This window comes from Spirochaetota bacterium (genome assembly GCA_017999915.1).
In the GTDB taxonomy this organism is placed as follows: domain Bacteria; phylum Spirochaetota; class UBA4802; order UBA4802; family UBA5550; genus RBG-16-49-21.
Window position 1 is genome coordinate 89,939 of record JAGNKX010000017.1, and the last position, 11,965, is coordinate 101,903.

Annotated in this window: 11 protein-coding genes; 2 read left to right on the forward strand and 9 right to left on the reverse strand. The window is 55.7% G+C overall.

Translation table 11 applies throughout. From position 1 onward, the window contains the following. Positions 1 to 303 precede the first annotated feature (303 nt). The 6 genes from KA369_20775 to KA369_20800 form a co-directional block, all read right to left on the reverse strand. Positions 304 to 1,551 carry an acyl-CoA/acyl-ACP dehydrogenase gene (locus KA369_20775; GenBank protein ID MBP7738421.1) on the reverse strand — a complete coding sequence of 416 codons (1,248 nt, stop codon included), beginning with the start codon at positions 1,549 to 1,551 and terminating at the stop codon, positions 304 to 306. Positions 1,552 to 1,579: 28 nt separating this feature from the next. Beyond that, on the reverse strand, positions 1,580 to 1,969 hold the full coding sequence (locus KA369_20780; GenBank protein ID MBP7738422.1) for a MerR family transcriptional regulator: 390 nt from the start codon (positions 1,967 to 1,969) through the stop codon (positions 1,580 to 1,582). Between the two features lie 65 nt (positions 1,970 to 2,034). After that, on the reverse strand, positions 2,035 to 3,645 hold the full coding sequence (locus KA369_20785; GenBank protein ID MBP7738423.1) for a hypothetical protein: 1,611 nt from the start codon (positions 3,643 to 3,645) through the stop codon (positions 2,035 to 2,037). Further along, positions 3,627 to 4,922, reverse strand: coding sequence for a helix-hairpin-helix domain-containing protein (locus tag KA369_20790; GenBank protein MBP7738424.1), 1,296 nt, complete (start codon positions 4,920 to 4,922; stop codon positions 3,627 to 3,629). The genes KA369_20785 and KA369_20790 overlap by 19 nt, the downstream gene beginning before the upstream one ends. Further along, the gene (locus KA369_20795; protein MBP7738425.1) at positions 4,919 to 5,941 is read right to left on the reverse strand and encodes a hypothetical protein; all 1,023 of its coding nucleotides are present in this window, start codon (positions 5,939 to 5,941) and stop codon (positions 4,919 to 4,921) included. Before KA369_20795 ends, KA369_20790 begins: the two co-directional genes overlap by 4 nt. A 252-nt stretch (positions 5,942 to 6,193) precedes the next feature. Next, positions 6,194 to 7,087: a nitroreductase family protein gene (locus KA369_20800; GenBank protein ID MBP7738426.1), complete on the reverse strand. Its 894-nt coding sequence runs from the start codon at positions 7,085 to 7,087 to the stop codon at positions 6,194 to 6,196. Positions 7,088 to 7,259: 172 nt separating this feature from the next. Between KA369_20800 and KA369_20805 the strand changes: the two genes are divergently transcribed. After that, positions 7,260 to 8,360: a hypothetical protein gene (locus KA369_20805; protein ID MBP7738427.1), complete on the forward strand. Its 1,101-nt coding sequence runs from the start codon at positions 7,260 to 7,262 to the stop codon at positions 8,358 to 8,360. A 5-nt stretch (positions 8,361 to 8,365) separates the two neighbouring features. Here the strand turns inward: KA369_20805 and dtd are convergent, their stop codons facing one another. Further along, the gene (gene dtd / locus KA369_20810; GenBank protein MBP7738428.1) at positions 8,366 to 8,815 is read right to left on the reverse strand and encodes a D-tyrosyl-tRNA(Tyr) deacylase; all 450 of its coding nucleotides are present in this window, start codon (positions 8,813 to 8,815) and stop codon (positions 8,366 to 8,368) included. Positions 8,816 to 8,818: 3 nt separating this feature from the next. Beyond that, a complete protein-coding gene (gene trxA / locus KA369_20815) occupies positions 8,819 to 9,139 on the reverse strand; it encodes a thioredoxin (protein MBP7738429.1) in 321 nt (106 codons plus the stop codon). A gap of 245 nt (positions 9,140 to 9,384) precedes the next feature. Here trxA and KA369_20820 point away from each other — a divergent pair, with 245 nt between their 5' ends. Beyond that, on the forward strand, positions 9,385 to 10,074 hold the full coding sequence (locus KA369_20820; GenBank protein MBP7738430.1) for a hypothetical protein: 690 nt from the start codon (positions 9,385 to 9,387) through the stop codon (positions 10,072 to 10,074). Between the two features lie 71 nt (positions 10,075 to 10,145). Here KA369_20820 and KA369_20825 read toward each other — a convergent pair. Further along, the coding region (locus tag KA369_20825) for a hypothetical protein (GenBank protein MBP7738431.1) at positions 10,146 to 11,965 on the reverse strand (1,820 nt) is incomplete at its 5' end.

Genomic DNA, 11,965 nt, shown 5'->3' on the forward strand with positions numbered 1-11,965 from the left:
CGACTATCGTTCCCTCGTGGCGGTGTTACCCATGCCATGGCGGTCATTGATTCATACGCGGATGCCGGTCCGCATGAATAGGAACGTATATCATATTAATCGTACAACTTAAGCATGCTGTATAGTTATAAAAAAAATTTCAATCAAAATAATTTCAAGTGTCGACTAAAAAACCGCATTTTTCATCTACTTTATCTTCATTTATACAGATAAAGTAAGATGCCGATGCGGTTCTTTATTCTTTTATGTGCCGGTATCGAAACTCAGTGGTTCCGGTGACGGTTTATTTGTATGCACAATGCACTATTCGTATACCTTTTCCTCGACCTGGTCCGCCCCGACAGCATCCTGCTCAACGTCACGCACAGGATCTTTTGAGTATACCTTTTGATATTCCTTGTACCATTCCGTCTGTATGATGGACTGCTGGATCTCGTTGGTTCCCACCCAGATGGAGGCCAACCGGATGTCGCGGACGATGCGCTCAAGGGGAAAAACGTTGGTGTAGCCGATGCCGCCCATCACCTGCATGCAGTTGTTGGCTATCTGCCAGGCGCCCTCGGTTATGAATTTTTTGGCCTGCGAAGCCATGCGTCTCACCCGTCCCGGGTGGGCCGCAGGGCTATCGGCCGCCAGGGCGGCGGTGTATCCCACCGAGCGGATCGCGTCCATCATCATGGCTGAATCGGCCACCTTGAAGCCGACGGCCTGGAAGTTCATTATCGGCTGTCCGAAGGCCTTGCGCTTCGAGGTATAGCGCGTGGCGATCTCCACTGCCGGACGGACCGAACCGATGGTCATGAGAGCGGTCCCCAGCCGCTCGGGGATCATGTTTTTAACAAATACGTCGAAGCCGCCGTTGATACCGTTGATGGCGTAGCGCTCGGGGACGCGCACGTCATTGAAAATCACCCGGCCAGCGCCTCCTCCTCGCACGCCCATGAGACCGTACAGGTACTTGGTTTCCACGCCGGCGTCCCGCGGGATCAAGAAACAGGTGAGCCGTTTGTGAGCCGGCGCGCCAGGATCGGTCACCGCGTAAGTCATGAACCAGTCGGCGCCCTCGGCTCCCACGATAAAGCGCTTCTGTCCGTTGATGATCCAGTCGCCGCCGTCCTTGCGGGCGGCCGTCGTGGCGCCGAAAAAGTCGGAGCCGCCCCGCGGCTCCGTGAGACATTCCGCGGCGTATACGTCTCCCTTGAGGAGCGGCATTACGATGGCCTTTTTCAGCTCATCGGAGCCAAAGGTCGCCACCGCCTCGCAGACTATGTCGGCGCCCACGCCCCACAGGCAGGCGAGGGAATAGCTGGCAACGCCGATCTCCTCCGCCACGATGCCGTCCTCCACCCAGCCGAGTCCGCGGCCCCCCAGCTCCTTCGCGATCCGGATGCCGAGCAGGTTCCGCCTGCCGCATTCCTTGAGATATTCATGGGGGAAATGAAGCTTCTCGGAATCCATGTCGAGAATCATCTCCCGCGGCACCCACCGGGTAAACTCGCGCGCCTCGTCCCGCAGCTTTTTCTGCTCTTCAGTCATAATGTAGTCAAACATGGCGAACCTCCTGTTGTTGCATCGCACGTTATTTATTCGTCAGTTCCCGCCGCCTTTTCAGAAGCTTGCGCTTCAATGCCGCAAGGTCGGCCTGAAATAGATCGAGATCCTTCTTCTGCCTGATGATGTCGTTCATTTTCTGCTCAATGTAATAGAGGCTGGTATCGATCTGGCTCTTTTCGTTTATCACGTCATCGGCCATGCCGACCATCTCCGCGATCTGGTCCAGGGTGGCGCCGAACCGTTTTCCGCGGAGGATGAGCTTCAGGCGCCCCCGGTCCTGCCGCGTGTACACGCGCTGGTTCCCCTTGGTCCTCCCCGGGGTGATGAGGCCCTTCTGCTCGTAAAAGCGGATCGTCGAGGGATTTATGTCCAGTTCCTCTGCCAGCTCGGAGATGGTGAATGTTTCGTCTTGCATCGGCCTGATAATTAAACTTAAAGTTAACTTTAAGTTAATAACGAATCCTGTTTTTGTCAAGATTTTTATTGAAAAAAGCAGCTTCCCGACGCCTCCACGCGGCTTTGAATGACCTGTTTGCCGGAAAACCGGTGAAGATATTCAGCTGAAAAGCGGCATCCCTGGAATCTGAAGAGGATTTTCCCCGAGATGCAGTGGGATGAGGTGCGGATGAACGTGCCGCGGCTGATGGAATCCGACGGCCGTGAGGCTGACGCGTACAGTGGATTGGCGCCGGCGATGAAATAGTATGAATAGCGGACATCAAGGAGAAGCAGGCGGAAAAGGGCGAACCTGGTCCCGCAGCTGACGGAGCCGGAAAGGCGCCCTGAGCCGGTTCGCCGGATGGAACCGCCGCAGCCGAGGAGTATCGATCTCAGGATATAGAGCCGGGCCGATGACGTGAGTTGAAGATAGCGGCGGGTCCCGTCTTTCGTCCCTTCTTCCGCATCTGAAATTCTTACCGAGAACGAACCCTTCAGGGGGACGCTGTACCTGAAAGAAAGCTGTTCCCGCCGGATGAATCGGAGGTAATGTTCATTTCCCGAGGGAATACGATTTTTTTCCATGAAGAACGAACATCCCATGGTAAAGGGTTTCGCCGGGCGAACGGAAAGGGAGATGGTCCAGGCCGTTTCGGGAAACGCTGATCCTGAGCTGTAGGGAGAGTAAAAATTTTTATCGGTCTGCTTTCCCGTAAAAGAGACGGAGCAGGCCTGATGGCGGAACGCGAGGCTGTACATGAGGGCGTAGCCGCGCACGGTTTTTGATCTTCCGGCGGTTGTGCCAATGATCCTGTTCGGGAAGCAGAGATCAAAAAAGATCAGGACATAGTCATCCCGGTACTGGCAGTAGAACCCGTAACCGTAAAATCTCTTTTCCCCGGCCGGAACCGACGTGGTGTCGAAGTTCCACAGGAGATCGCGGGTCCCGGAGCGCTTGATGAAGGTGTAGATGAAATAGGATTGCAGTGAAAAGCACCGGGCCGCCGTGAGGAGAAAACTGTATCCGCAGTCCTGTATTTCAACCGGCTCGGAATACCGGAAATCCTTCTTTGTCCTGATGAGTATTGAAGCGAGCGATGTCCCGGTTATGTCGGGGTGATACCGGTCATTTCTCACGAAGCGGTTCCTGAATGAATAATAGCCGTGGAGGGAGAGGGTGACATGTTCCGACGGGTACCGTATTCCCGCCGCGATGCCCTGAAAGCAGAAGTACGGGTTCCCGCTGCTGCACGGCGTAAAGGATATCCCCCGGGAAACGGCGAGGGAGCGGCCGAAGAGGTCCGGCGAGAGGGCGATCTTTTTTCCGACCAGAATGCCGGCTCCGAAATTTGCGTAATAATGACCGATTTCGCATTCGAAATAGGGAGATAACTCCCGGATGGATAGATTCAGGGTGAAACGGTTTTCCTTTTTGTTCAGACCGATATTGACATGGGTGATGCTGAGGGAACTTTTCCCAAAAGACAGCCGGGCCGATTCCCGGACAAACCGTTTTTCAACATTGTCATAATCAAGGGCGTCCTGGCGGTATTCGGCCTTGATCAATAACTGTGGTGCGGGCCTTCCCTTTCCGCTTTCCGCCATGGCGGCGCAGCTGACGAGGGCAGCGATGACTATCGTGATCCGGAGCATAGTCCCACCGCCTGTTTCCGTGCCGCGGCTCCGAGGTCGGCCATGGCATTGATTCTGTCAGCGCAGCTCTTGCTTTCTCCCCTCAGGGCCATGTCCGCGCATTCCAGGGCGGAGGCGGCGGGAACGCCCAGGACGACCAGGCGTTTAAATAGATCCTTCTGTATTTTCTCGATGCGGTCCAGGGAGCGCCGGTCCGGGGCTGGGCTTTTTTCTTCCTGTGCCAGGCCCGTGATATGGGGGAGGAGGTCGGCGATATCCTTCTCTGTCAAACCGATCTGGAGGAGACCGGTGCGGGTCAGGGGACCGATGGTTTTGCGGTATTTCATGATACGCTCCGCGGTCTGTCTGTCCAGGCCTGGAACCGAGAGAAGCGTCTCCATGGAACAGGCGTTGATATTGACCTTCTCCATGTTCCGGCGGTCGCTGGCGCGGGAAAACATGCTGCCGTAGCTGAGGGAGTCCAGGGTCATCTCCGTTGCGGAAAGGGTGATCCCCACCGTGTGGGTCAATCCCAGGTGGGGATGATATTTCAGGCCGTATGAGGCCGCAACGTATTTATAGATGAAGGAGATCGAGCCGGCGCAGGTCATTGCTTCCCGGGCGTATCCAACCCTGAGGGAAAAATATTTCAGCACGTTGGCGGACGCCGCGATGGTGTTAACGTACCCGTGGGGAGTTTTATTTATGTTGTACATGATGGCAAGGCCTTTAAAGGGCTTGAGGGCCGCCCCGGCGCTCCATTCGGGAAACATCAGGTCCCTTCTTTTTTTGATGAACAGGGAGGCTATGTTCTCCTGCTGAAAAGCGGCCTCGATCCAGGGGAAGGGCGCGATCACGATGGAAGCCCTGCAGTCGGCCTGGTGGGTTTTGAGGGAAGCCTCGGCGGTCCTGATGGAAAGATTGTAGTAGGTTACGCCGCTCCCTATGGAGATATACCTGATCGGCATGTATGCGATATTGACCTCCACGACGTGCTCCATGTACCCGCCGATGCCGAAGCGGTCCCACACGGCCTGGATGGCGAATCCCCGCACCGCGTAGCCGGCTCGCAGCGTGGTGGCTTCGAGACCGTCCTGTGTGTAGGGGCGGCTGCCGGAGCAGTGCAGGTAGGGATAGGGGATCCGCGGAAGGTACGCCGGATTCGAAATAGCGTCGGGGATGGAATGATCGTTGGCCGACTGGCGGAACGGAAAGAGAGACGCCGGCGGCGTCACCCGGTAATCAAAGGCATTGAGGAGATTCCCGGATATACAGAGGATAAGCGCTATCTTGATCATTGGTATTTGCTCATGATAATGTAGATAATCTCTTCGCTGGCAAGGCGCAGGGAAGGGTTCACCGCCTCGATCTTGCACAGGTACAGGCCGGTGACGACGCTGGACCGTTGAAATGCGGGATTCCAGTAAAGGTTGAAGAGCCCGGGATTGATCGAAACGAACAGGGGAGATTCATGGACGAGGATGCCCGTCATTGAAAAGACCCGGAGCTTGAGGCAGCAGGGAATGAAGACAAAGACCGGAATGGCGCCGCTGCCGAAGAGGTAGTGACCGGATATGAAGGTGATCTTTTTGCGCATTGCCTTGAAGAGACGCTTCCCCATGAAGATCGGGATCGTCATGTTCGGCTTTCCCGGGGTCTGGATGTTCGTCACGGTAAAGTCGGCCAGGCCATTCGTGTCGGCCAGGCTGTTCCGTGATACGCTCATATGGGCCATGAGTCCGTCCGTACCGATCGATACCGAGCCCTGCTGGATGTCGGGCACGGCGCTCCCCTGCCACTGGCCCTGTTCGCGGGCCGCCGTGACGTAGGAGACCACGGTTTCGTTGGGGCTCCCGTCGCGGTTGGAGTAAAACACGAAATCGGTGATGCCGCCGTTGGCCGGGTTGTCGTCGCTGTCGATGGCTATGACGCCTTCGGTGTTCCAGAGGCTCGCGTAGTAATTGTTGCAGTACAGATCGATGAAGCCGTTGCCGTTGGTGTCGCCGGTCAGGTCGGTTTCGTCCGGAGTGGCCGGGTCGGTGAGATGCACAACGATAAAACGGTCGTCGTAGGTCGTTTCGGAGCGGTCATAGCTGTAGATGGTGACCGGGTCGGCGCTTAAGGATTCGTTCTTTCCATAGTAGGTGGTGACATAGAGTTTTGATATCTCCATCTTTTCTTTGGAATTGCCTGTCATGGTCAATTCGACCCAGTCCGAGGCTGTGCTGGTCACGAATTCATTGATCATGAGACCGGCCAGAAGCCGCGTCTCCGCAAGGAGCATAAAAAGGAAGATGAAGCTGATTGTTTTTTTCATGGCGTCCCCTCATCCCGGTAAACGAAGGGGGGGCGCTGATGTGAAAAAATAATTAAAGGAATTTAAATTTTATAACTAAGCTGATCGAGCCAGTGTCATCGCGAGCTTGGCGAAGCGATCCTGTTTTTGAATATAGCTGAATATAACAATCTCCGGATTGCTTCGTCGCTGTGCTCCGCGCAATGACAAGAGGAACGGTTTCCATCCGAGAAAAGAGGGCAACGGCGCATTATCTGCCAACGGCAGAGATCTTCATATTATGCGTGCAGAATATTTTTTCCGCAGGGCCGGCTTCTCGAATTTAACGTCAGGATATCCCGCAGCGAGGACCGCGTGTATCCTGTTGCCGGACGGTATCCCCAGGTAGGCTTTGATCGAGGAGCTCCTGTTTATAGACTCCACCGCATAGCCGATATAACAGGTGCCCAGCCCCAGGGCGTGGGCGAGGAGTGTCATGTTGTACGAGGCAAACTGGGCGTCCTCCAGGGGAGTGCTTCCCTCGGTCGTGCCATGGATAATGATGAGGGCCGGAGCGCCGTGAAAGAGGAGGTCGTTGCCCGCTTCCGACTCTTTCAGCGCCCTCTCAACGCTTTCCATATTATTGTTGTAATACCTGATCAGGGCCGTTCCGATAAAGGGGACCGAAAGATAGCGGATCAGTGGATTTTTCGCCAGCCCGTTGAGCCTGACGAAGAATTTCCCTATTTCCCGGGCAAGACCCCAGACCTTGTCGCGTCCATTGACGGCGAGGAATTCCCATGTCTGACAGTTGCTCCCTGAGGGGGCCGTGACGGCGAATTCGAAAAGGTCGGATAGGACATCGTCATCCAGGGGCTTTCGCTTGAATTTTCTCACGCTCCGGCGGGATCGGGCGAAATTGACGAGGTCGCCGGGTTTGAACGCGCCCGGGGCTATGAGCTGTTCCTTATATGCGAAGGATCTCATCGTTATGGCCCTGAGCGCTTCGGGGTCAAAGCTGATGGCGCCGAAGCGGCACACGGAATAACAGTGGGAGCAGAGCATGCATTCTTCTTCCACGGTTTTTATCGTGTCGTGCTCCACGACGAGAATCCGCTTGGGACAGACATTGACGCAGCGTTTGCAAAGAGTGCATAGTTCATGGTCGATTATGGGTACAGAGATCATGGGTCACCTCGCAGAACTAGCACAGGCGTTCATGGCTGCGGCTGTCAATAGTTTTATCTTTGGCGGATGCATAATCCGGCCGTTATTTTTTTATTTATGTTAAAAAATTCTCGACAACGGCAGGGGGTCATACCAATTGGAATAAAATGACGTGCGTGGCTTTGGGGTCGATATGAAGAGTGAGCTGCAATTGCGGGGAGGACGATTCGAGGAATTCGCCCGTACCTGTTATGAAAAAATCGTGCCGGCTTCATCAAAGATGGAGGCCCTTACAATCATTGCCGAATACGCGTCGCCGCGCATCGAAGAGTATTCTCTCAGTGCCATTGAAGAGCCCGATGAAATAACGCAGAATTTTATCGAGCTTATTGACCATGTCATTTTCGAGCTTACCGAAAACATTCCCGCTGACTCAATGGTCCGCCAGTATGTCTCCGATGACCTGTTCGCGCGCCTCTCGATTTATCTTGATGTGTTCAGGGACCGCGAAATCTATTCGGTCTCCCTGAAGAAGAGGCTCCTTGTCCATGACGATACCGTCATCATCCGGCAGCTCGGCATGAAGGAGCAGGTGCCCCTGCTGATGGCGGAATACTACGAGCAGCCGGCGCTGCAGCGGTCGATTCTGCAGGCCCTGGTCTCCTTCGAATGCGACGAGCTTCTCAATTTTTTCTATACCATCGCCAAGGAGGCTGGCAGTGCAGAGATAAAGGCCCTTGCCCTGGTGGGCCTGAAGAGGTGCGGGACCCGGTTCAGTCACTGGCGACATCTGGCCACCGACAGCGAAGAGCACAACCTGATGATAGCCTACGCCCAGGGGTTCGACTGCTCTTCCATTGAAAAGAATGACATCCCCGATGATCTTTTTTCCTCCATGTTCGTGCTGCAGTACGTTGAATCGAACCGTCGCCTCCTCGCCGGTTCCTCCTCGCTGTCCTGGGTGATGGACCTGGTGCGGGCCACCCTCGATATGGGGTACTTCAATTCATATCTTGCGGATCTGTACACGTCAATTTGCAACATCATCATCTTCGCGCGGACCGAAACGCTCTGGGAACTGCTCGGCGCCGACAGGCAGGTCAAGAACCTGGTACAGGTCATCGATTTTCTGCCGCGGGAGTATTTCGACCGTATCATGCCGAAGCTTTCCCTGCTGGGCCCTGCTTTCCTTCACCGGGTGCAATTCATGCTGACAGCGGCGAAGATAAAGCTGGATGAGCGGGAGTCCAACACTCACTCGTATCTTCTCTGGAAAACCGGGAATAACCTGTAGCCGGCCTAAAAAGCCCTGGCGCTGTCGATGAGGATGGTCACCGGCCCGTCGTTGAGAAGGGTCACCTTCATGTCTGCGCCGAATACGCCGGACTTCGTCCGTTCATGGAGGGCGCGGCAGCGGGCGACAAATGTATCAAATGCCTCACGGGCGATCTCCGGCTTCATGGCGCTTGAATAGGAGGGACGCTTCCCCTTGCGGGCGTCTCCGTAGAGGGTGAACTGCGACACCAGCAGGATCTCCCCGCCGGTATCGGCCACGGAGAGGTTCATCACCCCGCCGGCATCGTTGAAGATCCTGACTCCCAGGAGCTTGCCGATGACGTAGTCCATGTCCTGTTCGGTGTCCGATTCGTGGAGGCCGGCAAGGACCATTATGCCCCTGCCGATGGATGCCACGGTTTCCCCGTCGACCTGCACCGAAGCCTGCAGCACCCGCTGGATCACCGCGCGCATGGCCTACGCTTTAAGGAGCTTTTGCTTCAGGACCGCCTCGGGCTGCACGCCGACAAAGCGCTCGACCTCGGCGCCGGCCTTCATGAGGATCAGGGTGGGGATGGACGATATGCCGAATTTCTGGGCAATATCCGGATTTTCATCCGTGTTGATTTTGGCGATGGTGGCCTTGATGTCCGGCGACTGGGCCAGCTTTTCCAGGATGGGAACCTGCATCTTGCAGGGTCCGCACCAGGGGGCCCAGAAATCGATCAGGACCGGATCGCCGGATTTCATGACCTCTGTGTCGAAATTGGAACTGTTGACCTCGATCAGCTTAGCCATTGTCTCCTCCATGTTGATTCTGGTAATGTCGCATCGCCGTGGGATTGGATCGCATTGGAACAGTGACAGCCCCGGCCATATCTATGAGACATATTTTTGACGGGTATCCGCAAAGAGTCCACTATTTTTTAATAATCGCCGGCAAAATTGCCGATAAAGAAGTGGATCAGGTATGCCGGTGTACGAGGGGGCCGGCTCGCCCGTCGATCGGTAAATAGATTTGTCGCATTATTCGAGGTATGCCTATGAAACGGATGTTCATCATCATGATTCTTTTTGCAATGACTGTGTCATACGGTCAGGAAAAGAAAGAGACAAAGGAACCGGCCAAAAACGCGGCCAGCGATAAAAAGGCTTCATCCAATATTCCCGGCGGATATGAGGCGGTCGCCTGGGGCGTGAAGCTTTCCGACGCCAGGGACAAGATCAAGGGGAAGCTTGTGTATACCGATGACAAGAGCATCATCATATCGAAAGACGGCGACCTTGAATACTATTACGGATTCTTTTACGTGGACCCGGCCCTTGAGAGCGTAGAGGCCGCCAAAAAAGGTGAAAAAAAGGAAGGGGAGAAAAAAGAGACGCCTCCCAAGGAGGGAGAGAAGAAGAGCGAGGGAGCCGAAAAAGTCGACGAGGGAAAGCTCTTTTACGTGGCCCTCAAGTTCCCCTACCTTTCCATGGACGAGGTGAAGAAAAAAATCGAGGAAAAATACGGTCCCTCCACCAATGAGAACCTGGAAAAAATGCAGGGCGCGTTGGCATGGAACGGTGAGAACACCATCGTGATCATGTGGGTCGACCGGTACGAGAACAGGCCTTTCTGCCGCCGCATCACCTACGTGGATAAAAAGATAACCAAGGAGCTGAGCGATTACCAGTTCAAGGTCTTCAACAGGGTCGAGCTTACCATACTAAATCAACTGGGACTTAAATAATATAAGAATAACCGGGATGTACAAAAAGCGCGGTTTAACGGCCGCGCTTTTTTAGTGGAGTACCGGCGCCGCTACGCGTGGCAGATGAAGACCGGCACCAGGCCGATGCCGTCCCCGAGAGAATCCAGTGCCTTGCCGAGAACCGTTCCTATTTTGTCAAAGGAATCAATGACGCCGGCCATGGCGCACCCGGGCGTGGACGATGTGACGATGGGATCCCCCGGATGCAGCGGCTTCTGCCGGGCGTCCACGCGGCACAGGACCGTGCCGGTGAGGGCGACGGGATAGACCTTCTTCTTTCCGCCGTTTGAATTGATGATCACCGTCGGGTTTCCGGAGACAACTCCGATGACGGAGCGGTTATACTCCTTCCGGGTCCTCGAAAGGACCGACTTGCCTCCCTCGCTCGCAACCAGGATATCCCCGGGCTGTATATATTCGGCATCGTCAAGTTCGAAGATCTCCACGAGGTTGGCCGGGAATTGTTCCGATTCCCCGGAAGACATGTTTTGGATATGGAGGGCGCCGTTGAAGCGCGACAGGCCGTTAACGAGGAGGGCATCGCCGTTCCCGGTGAGGTCGAGGGAATCGTCATACTGCCTTATGGCGCCGTAGCCGTCAGCCACGAGGGAAAATCCGTGCTCGCTGGCGAAGATGCCGCCGGCGCCGAAGCGCGAAATGCCCATGACACCGCACCCCTTGCCGTTCTCCTCGGTCCCTCCGGATGACTGGCCCCGGACTCCCACATGGCCGCTGTGGCCGACAACGCCGTAGGCATTGGCCTGGTTCGCCGCTGTGATGCCGGCGACGCCGGCCAGGCCGATCGAACCGGAGTCGGACGATTCGTTCTTAGCGAAAATGATCGTCGATCCTTCCGAGGGCGGTGTAACCTGGGTGAAGGACTCATTCCTGCTGCCGCGGACGGCTATGGTACCGGTATGGCTGTTGTGCTCGTGGGTCACCGGCGCGTAATCATGGACATGGGGAAGGGGAGGCCTGGCGTTGTTGAGACGCTGATCGTCCGATTGCACTACATGGCCCTGCCTGGTTTCGTTGTTTTTTGCCAGTGTCACGATGCCGGGGGTTTTCTCGGTGGCGGTCTTGATGCGGCGGTCATTGCCCTGGACCGCGACGCCGGCGCTTTCTTCGCCGTCTTCCGCCAGCTCGACGATGCCCGTGGATGTGGTGGTGGCATTTTTAAGCCGCTTATCGTTCCCCTGTACAACGACACCGGCCTTGGTTTCGCCGTCCTCGGCAAGCTCGACGATGCCCGTGGACGTGGTGGTGGCATTTTTAAGCCGCTTATCGTTCCCCTGTACAACGACACCGGCCTTGGTTTCGCCGTCCTCGGCAAGCTCGACGATGCCTTTGGCGGCGGTGGTTGCGTCCTTGAGCCGTTTATCGTTCCCCTGGACAACGACACCGGCCTTGGTTTCGCCATCCTCGGCCAGCTCGACGATGCCTTTGGCGGCGGTGGTTGCGTCCTTGAGCCGTTTATCGTTACCCTGGACCGCTACACCGGCGTCAGCTTCGCCATCCTCGGCCAGCTCGACAATACCCTTGGCAGATGTGGTGGCGTTTTTGAGTCGTTTGTCATTGCCCTGGACGACGACGCCTGCTTTGTTTTCGCCGTCTTCAGCAAGCTCGACGATGCCTTTTGCCGAAGTGGTGGCGTCTTTCAAACGCTTGTCATTGCCCTGGACTACGACGCCCGCTTTGTTTTCGCCGTCTTCAGCAAGCTCAACGATGCCTTTTGCCGATGTAGTGGCGTCTTTCAAACGCTTGTCATTGCCCTGGACTACGACGCCCGCTTTGTTTTCGCCGTCTTCAGCAAGCTCAACGATGCCTTTTGCCGATGTAGTGGCGTCTTTCAAACGCTTGTCATTGCCCT